Origin of the sequence: Parabacteroides merdae ATCC 43184 (genome assembly GCF_025151215.1) — a bacterium.
In the GTDB taxonomy this organism is placed as follows: Bacteria; Bacteroidota; Bacteroidia; order Bacteroidales; family Tannerellaceae; genus Parabacteroides; species Parabacteroides merdae.
In genome coordinates, this window is record NZ_CP102286.1 from 183,381 (window position 1) to 204,411 (window position 21,031).

General features: G+C 45.6%; 18 protein-coding genes. 8 read left to right on the plus strand and 10 right to left on the minus strand.

Annotated features, from left to right (window positions below; all coding sequences use genetic code 11):
• Nucleotides 1–17: 17 nt before the first annotated feature.
• From NQ542_RS00670 to rseP, 8 genes are all read left to right on the plus strand, one after another.
• Nucleotides 18–1,829, plus strand: a complete 1,812-nt coding sequence (locus tag NQ542_RS00670; RefSeq protein WP_005641372.1) for a glycoside hydrolase family 2 protein — start codon at nucleotides 18–20, stop codon at nucleotides 1,827–1,829.
• Between the two features lie 4 nt (nucleotides 1,830–1,833).
• Entirely contained in the window at nucleotides 1,834–3,687 is a 1,854-nt protein-coding gene (locus NQ542_RS00675) for a glycoside hydrolase family 2 protein (protein ID WP_005651134.1), read from the plus strand.
• 598 nt (nucleotides 3,688–4,285) lie between these two features.
• Nucleotides 4,286–4,888, plus strand: a complete 603-nt coding sequence (locus NQ542_RS00680) for a DUF4290 domain-containing protein (RefSeq protein WP_005641367.1) — start codon at nucleotides 4,286–4,288, stop codon at nucleotides 4,886–4,888.
• On the plus strand, nucleotides 4,885–6,189 hold the full coding sequence (gene murA, locus NQ542_RS00685) for a UDP-N-acetylglucosamine 1-carboxyvinyltransferase (protein ID WP_005641366.1): 1,305 nt from the start codon (nucleotides 4,885–4,887) through the stop codon (nucleotides 6,187–6,189). Before NQ542_RS00680 ends, murA begins: the two co-directional genes overlap by 4 nt.
• A gap of 11 nt (nucleotides 6,190–6,200) precedes the next feature.
• Nucleotides 6,201–6,722: a ribosome maturation factor RimM gene (gene rimM, locus NQ542_RS00690; protein ID WP_005641365.1), complete on the plus strand. Its 522-nt coding sequence runs from the start codon at nucleotides 6,201–6,203 to the stop codon at nucleotides 6,720–6,722.
• 15 nt (nucleotides 6,723–6,737) lie between these two features.
• Complete coding sequence (locus NQ542_RS00695; RefSeq protein WP_005641364.1) at nucleotides 6,738–7,610, plus strand: M23 family metallopeptidase; 873 nt, start codon at nucleotides 6,738–6,740, stop codon at nucleotides 7,608–7,610.
• Between the two features lie 5 nt (nucleotides 7,611–7,615).
• The gene (locus NQ542_RS00700; RefSeq protein WP_005641363.1) at nucleotides 7,616–8,767 is read left to right on the plus strand and encodes a 1-deoxy-D-xylulose-5-phosphate reductoisomerase; all 1,152 of its coding nucleotides are present in this window, start codon (nucleotides 7,616–7,618) and stop codon (nucleotides 8,765–8,767) included.
• A 140-nt stretch (nucleotides 8,768–8,907) separates the two neighbouring features.
• Nucleotides 8,908–10,242, plus strand: a complete 1,335-nt coding sequence (gene rseP, locus NQ542_RS00705) for an RIP metalloprotease RseP (protein ID WP_005641362.1) — start codon at nucleotides 8,908–8,910, stop codon at nucleotides 10,240–10,242.
• Between the two features lie 144 nt (nucleotides 10,243–10,386).
• On the opposite strand, the gene bioD is transcribed toward rseP, so the two are convergent.
• From bioD to NQ542_RS00755, 10 genes are all read right to left on the minus strand, one after another.
• Nucleotides 10,387–11,064: a dethiobiotin synthase gene (bioD, locus tag NQ542_RS00710; protein WP_005641361.1), complete on the minus strand. Its 678-nt coding sequence runs from the start codon at nucleotides 11,062–11,064 to the stop codon at nucleotides 10,387–10,389.
• A gap of 8 nt (nucleotides 11,065–11,072) precedes the next feature.
• Nucleotides 11,073–11,837 carry a malonyl-ACP O-methyltransferase BioC gene (gene bioC, locus NQ542_RS00715; RefSeq protein WP_005641360.1) on the minus strand — a complete coding sequence of 255 codons (765 nt, stop codon included), beginning with the start codon at nucleotides 11,835–11,837 and terminating at the stop codon, nucleotides 11,073–11,075.
• Nucleotides 11,825–12,490, minus strand: a complete 666-nt coding sequence (locus NQ542_RS00720; protein ID WP_005641359.1) for a DUF452 family protein — start codon at nucleotides 12,488–12,490, stop codon at nucleotides 11,825–11,827. Before NQ542_RS00720 ends, bioC begins: the two co-directional genes overlap by 13 nt.
• Before the next feature lie 62 nt (nucleotides 12,491–12,552).
• Complete coding sequence (locus NQ542_RS00725; RefSeq protein WP_005641358.1) at nucleotides 12,553–13,692, minus strand: 8-amino-7-oxononanoate synthase; 1,140 nt, start codon at nucleotides 13,690–13,692, stop codon at nucleotides 12,553–12,555.
• 1 nt (nucleotide 13,693) lies between these two features.
• Entirely contained in the window at nucleotides 13,694–14,974 is a 1,281-nt protein-coding gene (gene bioA, locus NQ542_RS00730; RefSeq protein WP_005641357.1) for an adenosylmethionine--8-amino-7-oxononanoate transaminase, read from the minus strand.
• Nucleotides 14,971–15,951: a biotin synthase BioB gene (gene bioB / locus NQ542_RS00735; RefSeq protein WP_005641356.1), complete on the minus strand. Its 981-nt coding sequence runs from the start codon at nucleotides 15,949–15,951 to the stop codon at nucleotides 14,971–14,973. Before bioB ends, bioA begins: the two co-directional genes overlap by 4 nt.
• Nucleotides 15,948–16,376 carry a hypothetical protein gene (locus tag NQ542_RS00740; RefSeq protein WP_005641355.1) on the minus strand — a complete coding sequence of 143 codons (429 nt, stop codon included), beginning with the start codon at nucleotides 16,374–16,376 and terminating at the stop codon, nucleotides 15,948–15,950. The genes bioB and NQ542_RS00740 overlap by 4 nt, the downstream gene beginning before the upstream one ends.
• 4 nt (nucleotides 16,377–16,380) lie before the next feature.
• Nucleotides 16,381–17,907, minus strand: coding sequence for a peptide MFS transporter (locus NQ542_RS00745; RefSeq protein ID WP_005641353.1), 1,527 nt, complete (start codon nucleotides 17,905–17,907; stop codon nucleotides 16,381–16,383).
• Between the two features lie 20 nt (nucleotides 17,908–17,927).
• Entirely contained in the window at nucleotides 17,928–18,995 is a 1,068-nt protein-coding gene (locus tag NQ542_RS00750; protein WP_005641351.1) for a DUF4831 family protein, read from the minus strand.
• Between the two features lie 294 nt (nucleotides 18,996–19,289).
• On the minus strand, nucleotides 19,290–20,825 hold the full coding sequence (locus tag NQ542_RS00755) for a tetratricopeptide repeat protein (protein ID WP_005641347.1): 1,536 nt from the start codon (nucleotides 20,823–20,825) through the stop codon (nucleotides 19,290–19,292).
• Nucleotides 20,826–21,031: the final 206 nt, after the last annotated feature.

The following is a 21,031-nucleotide window of genomic DNA, read 5'->3' on the forward strand; positions in this document are numbered from 1 at the left end:
ATCATAAAGTATAAATCATGAAAAAGACCTTATTTGTATGTTGTGCATTGGCACTGGCCTTGGGTGCACAGGCTCAATGGAAACCGGTAGGAGATAAGATCAAGACACCGTGGTCGGAACAGGTAAATCCGGCGAATGTCCTTCCTGAATATCCCCGTCCTCAGTTGGAACGTGGCGATTGGCAAAATCTGAACGGGGAATGGGAATATGCCATCAAACCGGTTGGCGATGTAGAACCGGCAACATTCGATGGTAAGATTTTGGTTCCTTTTGCTGTCGAATCCTCTCTGTCTGGCGTACAGAAAGAAGTTGGCGAAAACAGCGAATTATGGTATAAGCGTACTTTTTCCGTTCCTTCAGCCTGGAAAAATAAGGACATCATGTTAAATTTCGGTGCGGTGGATTGGAAAGCGGACGTGTTTGTAAACGACATCCTGATCGGTTCTCATAAAGGCGGTTTCACTCCGTTCTCCTTCAACATCACTCCGTATCTGACAGGAAAGAACAACCAGAAGCTGGTTGTCCGTGTATGGGATCCTAGTGATAAGGGATATCAACCGCGCGGTAAACAAACTTCCCGTCCGGAAGGCATTTGGTACACACCAGTAACCGGTATCTGGCAGACAGTATGGTTGGAACCGGTAGCTGCTGCCCATGTGACTTCGGTAAAGTCTATTTCCAATATTGACAATAATACGTTGAATGTGACGGTCGGAACTTCCTGCGACTGCAATTCCGGTATCGTAACCGTGAAATTGTTGGACAAAGGCCAGGTTGTGGCTTCCGCAAAAGGCGTTCAAGGAAAGGAATTGCGTTTGTCCGTACAAAACCCGACACTTTGGAGCCCGTCCAATCCTTATTTGTATGATATGACGGTTTCTTTGTCGAAAGACGGAAAGGTGCTGGATGAAGTAAAATCATATACGGCTTTCCGTAAGATTTCTTCTAAACGCGATGCTGCCGGCATTATGCGCATGCAGTTGAATAATCAGGATTTATTCCAGTTCGGCCCGCTGGACCAGGGATGGTGGCCTGACGGACTTTATACGGCTCCGACAGATGAAGCATTGTTGTTCGACATCAAGAAAACAAAAGATTGGGGCTTCAATATGATCCGTAAGCACGTGAAAGTGGAACCGGCACGCTGGTATTATCATTGCGATAAGGAAGGTATCTTGGTATGGCAGGATATGCCGAGCGGCGATCATGGCTCTTACATCTGGGATCACCATGTGTATAACGGTGGAAAAGACAATGAACGTACACCTGAATCCAAGGCCAACTATTATCGTGAATGGAAAGAGATCATGGACCTTTGCATATCCAATCCTTCCGTAGTCGTTTGGGTTCCTTTCAACGAAGCATGGGGACAGTTTGAAACGGAAAAAGCGGCTGAATGGACAAAGACTTACGATCCTTCCCGTCTGGTGAACCCGGCAAGCGGCGGCAACCATCGTCCTTGCGGTGATATCTTGGATCTGCATAACTATCCGGCTCCCGATATGTTCCTGTTCGATCCGAAACGTGTGAATGTGTTGGGTGAATACGGTGGAATCGGCCTTCCGGTAGAAAACCATTTGTGGTGGAACAAACGCAACTGGGGATATGTGCAGTTTAAGAACAGCGACGAAGTGACGGCTGAATATGTCAAATACGCCAATATCCTGAAAGATTATGTGAAACGTGGTTTCTCTGCCGCTGTCTATACGCAGACAACTGATGTGGAAGGTGAAGTGAACGGTCTGATGACATACGACCGCAAAGTGATCAAGATCGACGAAGCTGCTGTAAAGAAAGCCAATCAGTCAGTTATTAACGAATTAAAGTAAAAGCATGAAACGGATTAGCATAGCTTTTTTATCTCTTTTTCTGTGCGTGGCCTCTGTCTGGTCTATGCCGCGTCCCGAATATCCCCGTCCGCAGTTCGAGCGGGCGGGTTGGGTCAACCTGAATGGGGAATGGACCTGCTCGTTTGATTTCGGCGGTTCAGGAATGGAACGCGAGTTCTATAAATCGAAAGGTTTTGACAAGAAGATCACTGTTCCCTTCTGCCCGGAAAGTAAATTGTCCGGTATTGGATATACGGACTTTATCAATCATTTCTGGTATCAGCGTCCGATCACGATCCCGCAGGAATGGAACGGAAAGAACATTCTGCTTAATTTCGGTGCGGTCTACTATAAATCGGAAGTCTATATCGATGGTGTTTTGGCTAGCCGCCATTTCGGTGGGACTTCCTCGTTTGCCGTGGATATTACTTCTCTGGTAAAGTCAGGCCAGACACATAGTCTGGTTGTTTATGTGGAGAGCGACGTCCGTGGGGCCAAACAAGCAGCCGGCAAACAGAATCTGCAATACGCCTCTTATGGCTGCAACTACACCCGTACGACCGGTATCTGGCAGACGGTCTGGATGGAAGCGGTCCATCCGGAAGGATTGCAATCGGTTCAGCTTCTGACGGATATCGACCAGCAGCAATTGGTGGTCCGTCCTCGTTTCTATAAGGAAGCAGGTGGAAAATTGCAGGTGACATTGAAAGACAACGGCAAGGTGGTTGCCAGCCGGACGGTTTCGGCAAGCTCTCTGTCTTCTGTGGTTCTTCCAGTCAAGAAAATGAAGACCTGGAGTCCGGAAAGTCCTTTCCTCTATGATTTGGAGTACAAAGTATTGGATAAGAATGGAAATATAATTGATGAGGTCAATGGTTATGCCGGTATGCGCAAAGTGCATATCGAAGGCAATAAGATTTATCTGAACAATAAGCCTTACTACCAGCGCCTGGTGCTCGACCAAGGTTTCTATCCCGACGGCATCTGGACGGCTCCGAGTGACGAGGCGTTGAAACGGGATATCGAACTCTCTATGGAGGCAGGTTTCAATGGAGCACGCCTGCATCAGAAGGTTTTCGAAGAACGTTTCTATTATTGGGCGGATAAGATGGGTTATCTGACTTGGGGGGAAGCTTCCAGCTGGGGGATGGATTGTAACGATACGGAAACGGCTCGTAATTTCATTACCGAATGGAGTGAGATTGTGCAGCGCGACCGTAACCATCCGTCACTCCTGATCTGGACGCCGACCAACGAGGAGTTCTGGCCCGACCGTGTGCAATATCCGCGTTTGATGCACGACCTCTACAACCTGACGAAAATGATCGATCCGACGCGTCCTTTCCATGGGGCAAGCGGTGGAACGCATATCGCAACCGATATCTGGACCGTTCATAATTACGAACAGGACCCCGCCAAGTTGAAGGAGAAACTGTATAACGGTGGCAAACTGATGGAAGCTCCGAAATGGGAAATCCATCTGATGCCGATGAATATCGGTTACAACGGCCTGAAATATACCGACCAGTATGCTTTCCCGGAATACAAGAAGGACATGCCTTACTTGGTGGATGAGTTTGGCGGTATCAAATGGAATCCGTCGCAGCAGATGGAGAGCGCCCAGAATACATCCTGGGGATATGGCGAACCGCCTCGTTCCCTGGAAGAGTTCTATGCTCGTCTGGAAGGCCAGGTGGATGCTGTGCTCTCTCTCTCAAATGATATTTGGGGCTATTGCTATACGCAGCTTACGGATGTGGAACAGGAGCAAAACGGTATTTATTATTACGACCGTACCCCTAAGTTCGACATGAAGCGTATCCACGCCATTTTCAGTAAGACACCAGATTCAAAATAATAACGGACTAAAAATCAATTAGGGGGCAGGGAATATCCTTGTCCCCTAATTTTTTTTGTGCCTATTCGGAGCGTTGTTTCTCAAAGTGGTAAGGAAAATGCAAAATGATCCTATCCGGACTCTGCCCGTTCTCAAGAAGCAACTGATCCGGAACATACCATAAACTATCTCGGAAGTCATAGTAAACTAATTCAAGGCATATAGCATATTATTTATATGTAGTACTACTTGTCACGAATACGTAGTACTATCTATCATCAATTGGTAGTACTACATATGGGCAATTGGTGGTGACTGCCAATAGATACTTTGCTATATGTTATCATTTAGTTCTTGAGGTGTTTGGAGTTAGTTGATGGCATGAAACGAGTTAGTGTACCAGTTATCTGCAGACCGATGTCATTTTAGTCATTTGCCCAGCCATGTTTTGATACGTTTGTTCATTGGCTTTTCAAAATAGTAGTAGGAAAGCAAACATATTATAATCGGTTTTCTTTCTCCTTGGTTTTATAGGCTTTTCTTAACACTCTGCGGGGGAGGAGCCGTATTGTTTAAATCAATTATAATCTGTAACTTTGCCGGATAAACAGAATTTGTAATGAAATATAATACAGAAGAAAAGAAATTGGTTATGCCCGAATATGGACGCAATATACAGAATATGGTGGACTATTGCATTACCATTCAGGACAGGGAAGAACGTAAACGCTGTGCAGACACAATAATCAACATCATGGGAAACATGTTTCCCCATTTACGCGATGTAAACGACTTCAAACATATTCTCTGGGATCACCTGGCTATTATGGCCGACTTCAAATTGGATATCGATTATCCGTACGAGATCGTAAAGAAAGAAGACCTTTACTCACGTCCTCCGCGTATACCTTATAACAATTCGCGTATACGTTACCGTCATTACGGCAAGACGCTTGAGAAAATGATCCAGAAAGCAACCGAATTCGAACCGGGTGTGGAAAAGGACCAGTTGATTAAATTGCTGGCTACCCAAATGAAGAAATCGTTCCTTACCTGGAACAAGGAATCCGTAGACGATCGGAAGATATTCAAAGACCTCGACGAATTGTCGGAAGGTCAGATCATCTTGGATGAAGAGGTACATAAGCTGGCGGAAAGCCGTGATATACTCGCTCGCAACAATACGAACAACAAGAAAAACTATTCACGTAAAGGCCGATGAGTTCATTTGTCATAGAAGGCGGTTACCGGTTGTCCGGTGAGATTGTTCCGCAGGGCGCAAAGAATGAAGCCTTGCAGGTCATTTGTGCAACATTGCTTACGCCGGAAAAAGTGACAATCCATAATGTACCGGATATCCTGGATGTGAATAACCTGATACAACTCCTGCGCGACATGCAGGTGAAGGTGGAGCATCCGGCTGCCGATACCTATACATTTCAGGCCGATGCTGTCGACTTGAACTATCTGGAAACGGACGAGTTTTTGCGTAAAAGCGGTTCCTTGCGCGGTTCGGTGATGATAGTCGGTCCTCTGGTTGCCCGTTTTGGCAAGGCTTTGATCCCTAAGCCGGGAGGCGATAAGATCGGACGCCGTCGTCTGGATACTCACTTTGTCGGTATTCAGAAGCTGGGGGCTTGCTTCAGTTATGATCCTGACCGCCAGCTCTACGAAATAGAGGCGAAGAAGCTGAAAGGCGCCTATATGCTGCTTGATGAAGCTTCAGTGACCGGTACGGCCAATATCTTGATGGCGGCCGTGCTTGCAGAAGGAAAAACAACGATTTATAATGCCGCTTGCGAACCTTATCTGCAACAACTTTCTTCCATGCTGAATCGTATGGGAGCCCGTATTTCGGGTGTCGGCTCCAATTTGCTGACAATAGAAGGGGTTGAGGCGTTGGGTGGCACTACACATACGATCTTGCCGGATATGATCGAAGTAGGCAGTTTTATCGGAATGGCTGCTATGACCGGTTCCGACATCACGATCAAAAATACAGGCTATGATATGTTGGGGATTATTCCCGATTCATTCCGTCGTCTGGGAATTACGGTCGAACAAATCGGTGACGATATCCATGTCCCGACACACGATTCTTATCAGATCGAGACGTTTATCGACGGCTCTATTATGACGATTGCCGATGCTCCCTGGCCGGGACTGACGCCGGACTTGCTGAGTGTCTTCCTCGTTGTGGCGACGCAGGCTGTCGGCAGTGTGCTGATCCATCAGAAGATGTTCGAAAGCCGTCTCTTCTTTGTCGACAAACTGATCGACATGGGAGCGCAGATCATTCTTTGCGATCCGCACAGGGCGACTGTGATTGGGTTGGGCAATCGTTTCAAACTGCGTGGTTCCAATATGGTTTCTCCGGATATTCGTGCCGGCATTGCTTTGCTGATTGCGGCGATGAGTGCCGAAGGTACCAGCCATATCCATAATATCGACCAGATAGACCGTGGATATCAGAATATTGACAAACGGTTGAACGGCATCGGGGCGCGTATTACCCGACTTTAAACATTCTTGTCATGATTAAGAAAGAAGATGTTTTCAAGATAGGACAGTTTGCCAAACCTCACGGCATAAAGGGGGAGATCGCGCTGGTTACAAACAGCGATGTTTTTGACGATTCGGACGATCCGTATATTATATGTGAGATGGATGGGATCCTGGTCCCTTTTTTCATCGAGGAGTATCGCTATAAGACGGATACCGTTATCCTTCTGAAGTTGAAGAATGTGGACGATGAGAAAGCGGCCCGTGAATTTTCCAACCGCGAAGTCTTTTATTCGCTCGATGAAGTGGACAGGGATGACTTGGTGGGAGATATGACATGGGATAGCTTTATCGGTTATCGGGTCATAGACGAACATCATGGCGAAATTGGCGAGATTACTGATGTCGACGAGTCAACCATCAATGTCCTTTTGCAGATCGACCATAACGGTGAAGAACTGTTGTTGCCTGCCGCCGAGGAACTGATCTTGTCTGCCGATCATGAGAATAAGACGCTGGCCGTTTCCGTTCCGGAAGGTCTGTTGGATTTATGAAATTGACGAATACACATGGCACAAAAGCAAAGACGAACAAATAAGAAATCATTCTGGCACCGGATTAGGTTTAAATACAAACTGTCTTTCTTCAATGAAGGAACGCTGGAGGAAGTATGGTCTTTCCGGTTGTCACAGCTTTCCGCATTTGCGATGTTGGCCTTGTTTGCTTTCTTGCTGATCGCTTTTACTGCCTTTATCATTATTAAGACACCGATACGGAACTATCTGCCGGGTTATCTGGATGTGGAAGTTCGTAAGGAGATCATGCAGAATGCCTTGCGTGCCGATTCGTTGGAAAGGATGATCCAGATACAATCTCTTTATCTGAATAATGTGGCGGGTATTCTGTCGGGGACGATGCCGATCGATTCGATTCGAGAGATCGATTCGCTGGCACGAGTGAACCCTGACTATGAGATTCCTCAAACGAAGGAGGAAAAGAAGTTTGTAAAGGATTTTGAAGAGGCGGAGAAATACAACTTGGCAGTCTTGGACCCGAATCCGGTTCCTACTGACGGTGTCTTTTTCTACAAGCCTGTAGATGGAGTGGTTTCTTCTCATTATAATGCCAATATCCGGCATTATGGTGTCGACTTGGTTGCAGCCCCGAAGGAAAGCGTGCTGGCTACGTTGGATGGCACGGTGGTCTTTGCTGGCTTCGATCCGAACTCCGGGAATGTGATACAGGTGCAGCATAGGAATGGTTTTTTATCTATTTATAAACATAACGAATTATTGCTGAAAGAGGTGGGCGACCGCGTCGTCGCGGGAGAGGCCATTGCTCTGGTAGGCAATACGGGGAAATTGTCGACCGGTCCCCATCTCCATTTCGAGTTGTGGTATAAAGGTGGCCCAGTCAATCCCGAAGAATATATAGCATTTTAATACGCATGAAAAGAAACTTGGCCATATTAGGTTCTACAGGTTCTATCGGAACGCAGGCTTTGGAAGTAGTCAGCGAACATCCTGACCTTTTTGAAGTATATGCTCTTACTGCCAATAATCAGGTGGATCTGCTGATTAATCAGGCACGTAAATATATGCCTGAAGTGGTGGTAATCGCCAACGAGCAGAAATATCCCGAACTGAAGGAGGCATTGGAAGACCTTCCCATCAAGGTATGGGCGGGTTCGGATGCCATTGCCCAGGTCGTCCAGTCGGAACCGATCGATATGGTGCTGACGGCAATGGTGGGATATGCAGGACTGAAACCGACGATCGCAGCGATCAAAGCCGGTAAGGCGATCGCATTGGCAAACAAAGAGACGCTGGTGGTGGCCGGCGAACTGATCACGGCTTTGGCTGTCGAACACAAAGTGCCGATCCTGCCTGTAGACTCTGAACATTCTGCCATTTTCCAGTGTTTAGCGGGAGAGTGGGAGAACCCAGTGGAAAAGATATTGCTGACGGCTTCCGGCGGCCCTTTCCGTACCAAGACAATGGAGGAACTGGCAGTTGTGACCAAGGCACAGGCGTTGAAGCATCCCAACTGGAGTATGGGGGCGAAAATCACGATCGACTCGGCGTCGATGATGAACAAGGGGTTCGAGATGATAGAGGCGAAGTGGCTGTTCGGGGTTACGCCGGAACAGATACAGGTCGTGGTGCATCCGCAGTCGGTGATCCATTCGATGGTTCAGTTTGAAGATGGTGCGGTGATCGCCCAGTTGGGGATTCCCGACATGAAACTTCCGATCAGCTATGCTTTCTCATATCCCAAGCGGTTGCACAGTAAAGCACCCCGTTTGGACTTCACTCAATATGCGACGCTTACTTTCGAGGAGCCGGATATGGAACGTTTCCGTAACTTGGCGTTTGCGTTCGATGCAGTCAGGAAAGGTGGTAATATGCCTTGTATCTTGAATGCTGCCAACGAAGTAGTGGTCGCTGCTTTCCTGCGTGACGAGATCGGCTTCTTGCAGATGAGCGACGTGATTGAAAAAACAATGGCGAAAGCCACTTTCATCTCTGTCCCTACCTACGAAGATTATGTGGCGACGGATGCGGAGGCGAGAAAAATTGCGGAGCAATTTTTTAATTGATAGTTAGGAGAGAAAATATTATAAAGAAAGATAATAGATAATAATTAAGAACAAGACGATTGAGGATGGACAAGGGACAAGAAGAAGTATGAAGGTATTTAATTGTCAATTGTTCATTGTCAATTGTCAAGAGACAAAGTATGGAGACATTTTTAGTTAAGGCTCTACAGCTCATTTTGAGTTTATCGATATTGGTGTTGGTCCACGAATTCGGACATTTTATCTTTGCTCGTATCTTTAAGGTTCGGGTGGAGAAATTTTACCTTTTCTTTGACCCGTGGTTCTCGATTTTCAAGTTTAAGCCTAAAAACAGTGATACGGAGTATGGTGTCGGCTGGCTTCCTTTGGGAGGTTATTGCAAGATATCCGGTATGATCGATGAGAGTATGGACAAGGAGGCGATGGCACAGCCGCCGAAACCTTATGAGTTCCGTTCTAAGCCTGCCGGACAACGGTTGATGATCATGGTTGCCGGTGTGTTGTTTAACTTTTTGTTGGCGCTGTTTATTTATTCGATGGTGTTGTTCACTTGGGGGGATACGTTCCTGCCGTTGAAAAATGTGAAGGCGGGTATGGATTATAGTGAGACTTTCCATAACGTTGGATTCCAGGATGGCGATATCTTGCTGAAAGCGGACGATACGGAGTTGGAGCGTTTCGGAGAGGATTGTTTCCGCCGTGTACTCAATGCACAGACCGTAACGGTTTTGCGTGGTGGTGTTGAAACGGTAATTCCCATCCCTGAAGATATGGCACAGCGCGTTATGCGGGATAAGAAAGGATTTGCCTCCTATCGTTTCCCGATGGTCGTGCGCGAATTGGGTAAGACGGAAAGTGGCGAATCACCTGCCGCAGTTGCCGGTTTGCAACCGGGAGACAGTATCGTTTCTATTAATGGCATCGTAACCCCTTCTTTCTATGAGGTAGGTGAAGTGCTTGCACAAAATAAGGATAAGGATGTATTGGTCGGTTTTTATCGTGCCGGTATCCCGCAGACATTGACACTGCATACGGATACGGCTGGGAAAATGGGTATTTATTCTGTTTCGCCTTTTGATATGTATCAGACGGTGACTCGTAAATATGGTTTCTTCGAATCTTTCCCTGCCGGTGTTATGTTAGGTGTGAACACTCTGAAAGGGTATGTCAGCGACATGAAATATGTCTTTACGAAAGAAGGAGCTTCCAGCCTGGGAGGGTTCGGTACGATCGGCAGTCTGTTCCCGGCGGAATGGGATTGGCATTCGTTCTGGATGAAAACGGCTTTCCTTTCTATCATCCTCGCCTTTATGAATATTCTGCCGATTCCGGCTTTGGACGGCGGGCATGTGATGTTCCTGCTCTATGAAGTGATTGCACGCCGCAAGCCGAGTGACAAATTCCTCGAATATGCACAAGTTACCGGGATGTTCCTGTTGTTTGCTTTACTGATCTATGCGAACGGAAACGACATTTTCAGGTTCTTCTTCAAGTAGTGAAGTAAATGATATATGAATAAACAGCCGCTTATCATTCTTTTAACAGAGATGGATAAGCGGCTGTTCTTGTAAAGAGACGTCTGTTTAAGCTGAGGCATCATTCAAAACACCGGTGTTTTGAAAAGGAGGGGTAGAGGGAGCTTAGAACAGGCTGCTGATATCTATGTCTGCCACTCCTGCCGTTGCTTCCGGAAGTGTGATAAGGGCAGTTTCTGGAAATTCCTTTTCCAGATATTGGGTGAGGTATTCCAGGGTGTTGGCGGTTATCAGTTCGTCTGTAGGCGGATAAAGATTGTAAACAACCGTTCGGACCGGAATTCCGTATTGTTTGCAGGCGTAGAGACTTAATAATGTATGGTTGATGCTACCTAATTTGCCGGATGTCACCAGGATAACCGGGTATCCTTGCTCTTTTACATAATCGATGGCGAGCGAATGAAAATCGTTCGGAACCATCAATCCGCCCGCACCTTCCAGCAAGACGTACTCATATTTCTCTTGTAGGCGGCGGGTTGCCTCGGTGATGACAGAGAGATCGATTGTCTTCCCGTCTTTCTCCGCAGCCATGTGGGGAGAGCAGGGATAGGTGAAGATGTAAGGACAAGTTAATCCGGCTTTATCCTCTTCAGTGAAAGGAATTCCCTGTATTTTCCGGTGCATTTCGATATCTTCCGAGACTTCTGTGCAACCCGTTTGAATCATTTTCTGGGTGATGACTTTTTTCCCTTTTTCAGCCAATGCGCATGCAATCATGCCGGTGGCGAAAGTTTTACCGATATTGGTATCGATTCCTGTAATAAATAAGACTGTTCCTTTCATATCCTTTTTTATTTTTTGGTTGCTAATATATAAAACGGGCGGTATGTGAGTGTCACTTGGCCGTCGGTTGTCGCGAACTGTTCCACATATTGCCGGCAGAATGATTCCTGCTGGCCTTTTGTCCAACAGCCGTTTCCGGTCGCTGTGACGCCCGTTGCTTTGAGGTGTCTCAGTACGTCCAGTGGGGTTTTGAAGGTAAGGACGATCGTATCCTCTTCTTGATGCAGCAGATTGAAATCTGCTGTGGATAGCCATCCTACAAGTGTATCGGAGGTCGGGTACACAAGTCCTTTTCCTGTCAGTTTCTTGATCTCATACAGATTGCCGGGGACAAAAGTGCTGAACAGGAGTAATCCTTGCTGCATCAGCAGTCCCGACAGTTTATGGAGAAATGTTTCCGGTTCTTTCATCCACTGGAAAACAGAGGCGGATGCAATCAGGTCAAACTTGCCGGGAAAGGATAGTGTTTCGGCATCCCCAGCTATGAAGCGGGGAGGAGAACCAGGGAAGAGCTGCTCTATCTTTTCCTGGCAGTCCTCGCAAAGATCATTCAGTATCCATTCGTCAATATGGCATTGTTGTTTCAGCACTCCGGTGAATCCGCCCGTGCCACAGCCAATTTCCAGCATCCGTTTGTAACGGACATTCGCCTGATGAGGGAGGAGAGAAGCGAGTTTCCGACTGATACGGTGTTGGGCATCGGCATGGTTGTCGTAGCTGGACAAAGCACGTGTAAAGCGGATATGTATCTGTTTAGTTTCTATTGCTTCCATATTTCGTCCCATTGTTTCCATAAATAAAAAGGATAGTGTGGAGCTTCTATCTCGGTTATAGGACAACGGCCTTGCCAGAAGGCACGCAGATTCTCGGTAGGAAAGATCCGGTCTTTGGAGGAGATGAGAGCCTGTGTCCATCCGTTAAACAAGGCGGAAGCTGGTGAGGCTTTCTTTATTTCGGCGTACAGGTACTCCAATTCTTCCCGGATGTCGGCGAGCGGACGAGGCGGTATCTGCTCGTAGGCTTGCAGAATATCCCGTTTGCCGCACATGCGCCGGTTGAAGCGTCGCATGCCTTCTTCGGTTACGTTATCCAATGTTCCCCGGAAGATCGTTTCCGGGATACCCCACCGGTCATGAACGGGGCAGGGAGTCCCGTTGACGGCAATGGCTTCGGTGAAAGATACAGGCTTTTTACCAAACATGACCGAAGCAGCCCATACACCTAATGACCAAGCTACCAGTCGGATTTTCCGGTATCCGGAAAGGGCTTCTCCTTCAAAATCCATTCCCCGGTAGTCATAGCAAATCCAAAGATCCGTATCCGGTTCCGTTTCCAGCTGCCGGAATACTTCAGGAGAAGCTGCCCAGCCTGAAAAGATGAGAAGAAGTTGGCTGTTGCCTGTTTTTGTTTGTTTATATATGTTCATGCTTTTGATTTATGAATTTTGATTTATGAATGGTGAATTATATTTGTGTGTTTTGATATAAATCATAATTCATTAATCATAAATCGGATCTCCTCTTCAGTTATGTCGGCTGTTAATGAGAAGCGTATCCGCGCTGTCCCTTTGGGGACTGTGGGAGGGCGGACGGGGAGGCAGTAAAAGCCTTTCCGTTGCAGGTAGAGGCTTGTCTGGATACAGTCTTCGTTTTCTCCAATAATGAAGGGAATGATGTGGCTTGCCGATATTTCTCCCCCTTTCCCTTTCAAGGCCTCTGAAAGCAAGTGGCTGGTAACGGCCAGACGATGCCGTTCGTCGGTAAAGCTGGGAAGTCTCTCAAACAGAAACTTTGTCCAGGCGATTTGAGCAGGTGGGAGTGCCGTGCTGAATATCAGAGGGCGCATCGTATTGATCAGATATTCCCTAACCGTCTGGCTGCACAACAGATAGGCTCCCATTGATCCCAAAGCCTTTCCGAAGGTACCGACCAAGAGATCTATATCGCGGATGCAATCCTGCTCTTCGGCGACCCCCAAGCCGTTTTCCCCTCTTACACCGATAGCATGCGCCTCGTCTACATAAAGCCATACATTCGGATATCTTTTCTTTAAGGATACCAGCCGGCCGAGATCGGCGATATCTCCATCCATGCTGAAAATACTTTCCGTGACGATAATAATTTGCTCGTATGCATGTACGTATTTAGCCAATAGCTGTTCCAAATGCTCATAATCGTTGTGACGGTAACGTTGGTAAGGTGCGCCGCTCAGCAGAATCCCGTCGATGATACTCGCATGTACCAGTTTGTCCGCCAGGATCAACGACTGTTTATCCGTCAAGGCGGGAAGTATTCCGGTATTGGCATGGTAACCGCTGTTGAACAGCAGGGCGGCTTCGCGTCCGAAGCGGTTGGCCATCAGTTCTTCCAGCTCGGTATAGACCATGAAATTCCCAGTCAGTAACCGGGATGAAGAAGAAGAGAACGGCAGGCCGCTTTCCTGCAACTGTTCGATAAACTCGTCCCGCAGATCCTGCCGGGACGAGAGTCCGAGGTAGTCGTTGGAAGATAGGTTGAGCATTGTCTGCCCCTCTTTTTCGATCCATTTGCCACGATGGACGATATCAGGAAGACTGCGCAGATTACCGGAAGCCCTTAGTTTCTCCAATATGTCGTTATAATCTTTCATTTTATTTTGAATCTAATACGGTTAACAGCCCTTTTGTTAATTTAGACAATTCCTCTTTTTGAATGATAAAGGGTGGCATCAGGTAAACCAACTTACCGAACGGGCGGACCCAGATGCCCTTTTCGATAAAACGTTTTTGTAAGACGGCCATATTTACCGGTTCTTTCATCTCGATCACACCGATGGCTCCCAACACACGTACCTCTTGTACGTCGGGGAAAGATGAGGCAGGAGCCAGTTCTTCCCGAAGCTGTGACTCTATGGCCTTCACCTTTTCCTGCCATCCGCTTTCCAACAGGAGCGAGACCGATGCCGATGCGATTGCACAGGCCAACGGGTTTCCCATGAAAGTGGGCCCGTGCATGAAACACCCTGCCTCACCACTGCAAATCATATCGGCTACGGGTGTACTGGTGACGGTTGCCGACAGTGTCATGTAACCTCCCGTCAATGCCTTGCCGATGCACATGATGTCCGGTTCCACCCCGGCCCATTCCCAGGCGAAAAGCCGCCCGGTCCGTCCGAATCCCGTTGCGATTTCATCAAAGATCAGCAATACTTGATACCGGTCACACAGTTCACGTGCCGCTATCAGAAATGCGGGTGAATAAAAATACATACCGCCTGCCCCTTGAACGACAGGCTCGAGGATTAAGGCTGCGATCTCTCCTGCATGTTTCTCAAACAAGTCTTTTAAAGGTTCAATCGCCTTTTCGTCCCATTTTTCCTCGAATCTGACGGAAGGCTGGGGTATAAAGTATTGTACAGGCAGGCTTCCGGAAAAGATCCCATGCATGCCGGTAACCGGATCGCAGACAGACATTGCGTGCCAGGTATCTCCATGATAGCCGCTTCGGATGGTCGCGAAAGCATATTTTTTTTGTTTCCCTTGTGACTGCCAATATTGGATGGCCATCTTCATGGCGACTTCTACTGCAACGGAACCGCTGTCGGCAAAGAATATCTTTTGCATAGAAGGCGGCAGCAACGGGAACAACTTGGCTGCCAGTTCTACAGCCGGTTCGTGGGTAAAGCCTCCGAACATGATGTGGCTCATCTTGTTCAGCTGTGCCTTGGCCGCAGCATTCAACACCGGATGATTATAACCATGCACGGCCGCCCACCATGATGACATGCCGTCGATCAGTTTTCGGCCGTCTTTCAGGGTGATCGTAACCCCTTCTGCTCGTTCGACCGGATAGACCGGAAGCGGATCGATTGTCGATGTATACGGATGCCAGATGTGTTCCCGGTCAAAGTGTAGTAATTCTTCTGTCGTCATCTTTCCCAATCTGTATTTTCGGTTAATGAATATCCTTCGGAGGTGAAAAGAGCTTTGTCTTCCGCTACCCGGCTCCCGATCGTTGTCAGCAGGTCGCCGATGATCGCCGAATTGATACCTATATAAAGAGCCTTGCGCTGTATCTTTTCACTTAGTTGGGCCCGTCCGCCTGAGAAACGCAGGTAAGCATTCGGGTTGATGAAACGAAACAGGGCGATCGTGGTCAGGAACTCTTCATCCGTCAACGGTTGTGCCTTTTCCAACGGTGTGCCGGGTATTGGTTGCAGGAGGTTCAGCGGGATAGAGAGAATCCTTTCCTTTTGAAGCAATAAAGCCATCTCGATACGTTGCTCTACCGTTTCACCCATCCCGATTATCCCACCTGAACAGATACGGAAACCTATTTCCCGTGCCGTCCGGATCGTTTCTAGTTTCTGTTCCGGCGTGTGGGTCGTACAAAGGGTGCGGAAGTAGGAGGGGGCTGTTTCTATATTGCAATGGTAATTTTCCGTTCCGCTGTCGTAAAGGGCTTGCAGTTGCTCACGGTTTAGGAGTCCCATCGAGGCGCAACATTTGATATCGCAGGTTCGCTTGATACGGCGTACGGTCTCTGTAATCTTTACCATATCTTTGTCCGAAACCTTCTTACCGCTGGTGACAAGTGCAAAACGGCTGATTCCTTGCTTATGGTTATGTGTCGCATGGCGGATACATTCTTCTGCCGGCAACAGCGGGTAAAGCGTCACGTTTGTTTTATAATGTCCGGACTGTGCACACCATTTACAGTCTTCGCTGCAATTCCCGCTTTTGGCATTGATGATGGAACAAGTGTCGAACTTGTTTCCCATGAAGTGGCGGGTGATCTGATGAGCTGCTTCGTAGAGGGCTTCCTTATCCGGAACGGCAGCCAGTTCTTTTGCTTGTTCTTCGTTGATCATGCCACCGGAAAGAACGTGTTGTTTGAGTGTTTCAATCATGTATTTGGGTATTTGTATAAACGAAAATCGCGGAAGGCCTTCAGTTTATAACTGAGACCTTCCGCGATTTCGGAAATGTTATCTTTTATTATGTGTGCATACGATATGTGTGCATACGATGCCGCAGGTCGGTTTGCGATCTGGACAGGACATAAGGCTTGCAGGAGCAGGGACAGGGTGATGTCTTTTGAACAGTCTGGATGAGATGTATTCTCCTTTTCTTCAGTCTCCCCATCGTTTACCTTGTCGAAAGTGAGCACGGACGTATGTACGGAACCGTTTTTAGCCTGGAACCGTTCAGATACGTTTGCCGACAACTGCCCGATCGTAACGGCATGTTGTATACTGATGAAAGCAGCATACCTCTTCCGGCTCCATCTTCTGAAGCGGAGAGCAACAGGTTTGTATGTATACTGCTTCCTCATGGTCTTATGCTACCTTTTCTAATTTTTTCATGACAGAGAAAATGAATACGGCAGAAACGAGACATACGCCGACCAATACACCCCATACGATCCACAGAGGCATATCTCCCCAAATCCACGCTGCTACGGCTGTCAAATAGTTTCCGATAGCTGTTGCAACGAACCAACCTCCCATCATCATACCTTTGTATTTGGGAGGAGCCACCTTCGAAACAAAGGAAATACCCATAGGCGAAAGTAATAACTCACCGAATGTAAGAACCAAATAAGTGGAAATTAACCAATTGGGTGAAACGAAAGAGGCAGTACCGGCCTGGATTGCTTCGGATTGTGCTTCGGGAGTCAATAGGCCGAATGATGAAAACATCATTAAGATGAATCCGCATGCTGCCACCAGCATGCCGAGACCGATTTTACGCGGTGCCGACGGTTCTTTGCCTTTTCTGGATAATGCCCCGAAAATAGCCATGGAAACAGGAGTTAAAGCAACCACAAAGAATGGGTTGAATTGCTGGAAAATAGGAGCATCTACGGGAACCGAACCATTGAGTGAACTATAGCGGTATCCTAAGAATGCAAGTGCAAGTAGAATGACGATACCGGATATTGCTTTGCCTTTTCCTGTAGAAGACTGGAATAAGGAAAATAGACCATAGACGATAAAGATTATGGCAACCAGATTCCATACATCGAACATCATGCTTTCCAAGCCAGTTGAACTTTTGGCCGTGAACTCATCGGCAAAATAAGTCAGGGTAAGTCCGTTTTGGTGGAATGCCATCCAGAAAAAGATGACAACTGCAAACACTAAACACAGAGCTATGATACGGTCTTTTGTTTCTCTCGGAGAGAGTTCTTCCACTTTGGCCGTTTCCTTTCCTGCGCTTGTTTGTTTGATATTTCCTTCCACATGCTTGAATGTGCGGCGAGAGGAATAATAGATAGCCATGGATATGATCAGAGAAACGCAGGCCACTCCGAAAGCAAAATGATAAGAGTCGTTGACACTAACCCCTAAATTTTGCTGGGCGTATTCCATGATCTTTACGGCTGCTGTAGGAGCAAACAATGCACCGATATTGATCGCCATATAGAAGATACTGAAAGCGGAATCGCGTTTGGATGCATATTCGGGAGAGTCGTATAAGTTACCGACCATTACTTGCAAGTTCCCTTTGAATAGTCCGGTTCCCGTACTGATTACCAACAAGGCGGAAAACATACAGGCCAAAGCCAATGTCCCACTGCCTAATGGCAATGCGAGCAGAACATATCCGGCAAACATGGCGATGATACCGATTGTCACCATCTTGCCATACCCGAATTTATCAGCTAAGATACCGCCGATGAATGGTAAAAAATAGACTAAAGCAAGGAATGTGGAGTAGATCGTACCTGCCATACCTGGCGATAGACCAAAGTTTGCTTTTAAGAAAAGTACAAAAATTGCGAGCATGGTGTAATAACCAAAACGCTCGCCGGTGTTCGCTAAGGCTAACGCATATAAACCTTTAGGCTGTCCTTCAAACATAGAATTAATTTGTTAGATGATTATTGAATGATTTGTTTTATTGCACCTGTTTCCGGATAGAAATAAACTTTTACCGGAGCTTTTTTATCTTCAAACATGATGGGGGCAAGTCCTTCCCGTGTACCGAACTGGGTAATTTGTGCTTCGCCTTTATAAAGTGTTTTTTTGTTCATGCTGATTTCGATGCTGGCTTTACCTGGTACATTATATATAATGCCCTTCAGTGATTTTTCTTTCTTTTCAGCCTCTTTCGGGTCTAAAACAGGAGCGCGGTCGATGGCTTTTAAGTTCATATACACAGGTGCTCCGCCCAAATCGTCGGCATCTACGATTCCCAATTGGGGGGAGAAGCGGAATAATACTTCTTTATCGAGATTGTCGAAAGGTACAATAGTCACTTCGTAGTCACTGACTTCCTTTGCCCGGATACCTGTGAACAAGTTGGTTAGCGCTTTTTCCTGCTCTTCCAGTTGTTGGATGACCAGCTTCATCGCTTCGCCATCGGGTGGCAGGTTATCGGCATCACCCGTAAGAATGTTCATACGGCTCTCGCGGATACGGTAGATTTGTTTGGCTGCCACTTCTGCCTGCTTGGCTGTAGATCCTGCCATAAGCAACTCTTCTGACAAAACAGAGGCATCGGTTACTTTTGTCGGAGCCTGATTTTTCTTTCTTGCCGCTTCCAGTGCTGATTCATCGGGGGTATATTCGGCATTGATGGAACAAAGCAGTCCGTCTTCTGTCAAATAAGCATATGGGGCAACTGTTCCCGCTTTAAATTCAACGATGAATGTATTGTCTGCATCGGGTACACCTTTGTTGACCAAGCTGATCTTTCCTAATTCGTAATAGACCTTATCTTCTGTGATAGCGTCTTTTACTCCTAAATATTTTTCTGCGTATTTATAATAGGGACCTGCTTTGCAAGTTACTTTCGTAACTTCTGCATCTACAACCAGAGATGTTTTAGGAAGTGAATAAGTTATACCGAAATTATTTGCCTTGACGGCATTTTTCTTTACAACTTTAGTCTGAGCCATAATGGGTAAACTAAGGAGCAGACTGGCTATAATGATTAAATTCTTCATATTCTAATCTAAGTTTAATCTCTACTAAATGATTGTACAAAACTATGAAATATTTTGTTAGTAACCAACCGGAAAAGCCTCTTTTCCTCATTTATAGATCAGAGAAGAGATAAAGAACGGTCCCAAAGGCGGCGGAAAAGGAGATCGAGATATTAGGCTTGGTTAAATCACCGCCCGGGACTGTTCTTGTATATTAATTAAAATAAGATTTGTTTTAGTGATCGGCAAAGGTAAATTTCTCTTCATTATTAAGCACATATTTTTGTTGACAAAAATGTGACAAGTTGTACTTCCTTAGAAATCAGATATGAATTTGTCGAACTTTTCTGTGTTTTGAGGCTCTCCTGTGAACTTTTTATATAATCTTCTGCGACATTGAGACACCCCTGAACTTGTGATATGCATAATGAAGGCTATCTTTTTTATGGGTAATTGCATCTTTACTAAATAACAAATATGTATTTCTTCTATGGAGATTTGTGGGTAAAGTTTTATAAGTCGATTGGTGAAATCTGGATATGTTGCATCAATCAATTGATGTAGTTCTTCCCATTCATTTGGACCAAGTTGTATGTCATTCTCCCTATGAATCCTAATATATAAAGATGAGTTATGAAAATCTTTATCCAACAAAAGAAATGTTCCCTGTTTTTCGAAAATTTGCCTGTTTTCCATTTCAAGCATTAATTTTCTCGCTTCATATAGTTTCTTTTCGACTTCACCCATTTCTTCTTGTTTAGATCGGAGCATTTCTGTTAATTGAGAAATTTGTTTTTCATTGTCTTCTATGTATTGTTGACTGCGTTTGTATTGCTCTTCTTTTAAATGGGCAAATCTCTTTTTTCTATTTTGTTCTTTTTTGAAAAATATGAAACTTAAAATAAAGATGATACTGAAAACGATAATCACTTGATATATCAAAATCATTCTTTGGGTTGCTTCTTTTTCGTATTTATTTTTTTCATTAACAATCCTTTGGTAGTTAAACATACTTTGTGTTAGACGCGTATTTTCAAAATGTAAACTATCTACTATGGAATTGCGTGTTTGTTCATATAGATTGGAATATTTGATGAGATCGTTGATGTTTTTTTCTTTCTGAGCTATTTGAGCCAAGTGGTACAAACTACCAGCACGTGTATGAATATTGGAACTCTTTACACAATGATTAAGATAAAATTTAGCAGAATCTAACTGGTTGGTGGCAATGTGCAGTTCTCCTTTTGACAAATATAAGGAATAGAGTGTTTTTTCATTACCGATTAAAGGCTTTGCTTTTTCTATGCATTGATATGCTTTTTTATAGTCTTTAAGACTGAGATATAGATTCCCTAAATCGGTAAGGATAGAGGCTCTGTTTTTTATTGCAGAGTATGAAATTGCACGTTTATAATATATTATTGAACTATCTGGCTTTTGTGTCAAGGAATATATACGTGCAATGTTTCTTAGGGCAAAAGCAGTTTTTACCGAATCGGGCTCTAACTCCAAATATGACAGGGCCTTTTTATACATGGGTAACGCCATGTCGTTGATATCCTGGTGAGCATATAAAGTACCTAAGTTGTTATAAATGTTAATCAGGAGAGTATAATCTTTTGAATCTTCGCCTATCTCCAAAGCCTTTAAGTAATATTCTTGTGCCTGTAGAGCATCTTGTAAATCGGAATTTACACGCCCTAAGTAGTTTAAGGCGCTGTCCGGTTGTTTTTCGATGGTTTTCTCCGCTTCAAGTAGTATTGGAGTCTTTGGGGTATTATTGCAAGCACCCATGGTCAGGAACAAAACGAGGGCAACAAGCGATGTAATATGTAGTAAAAACTTATTCATTTCTCTTCCCTTTAGTTATGGATTCGAATATACTTGTTTTCGGGAAAAAAATGATTTATTTCCAATAAAATGTTTTAATCATTTTATTTATTTACTTCGATTTATAAGAAAAAAGCCTATTTTTTTTGCTGGTACAGTAGTTGATTCGTGAACCCCATCCCTGCAAATCACTCGATTATTTTATGCAAAAAACGGCTATAAAATAG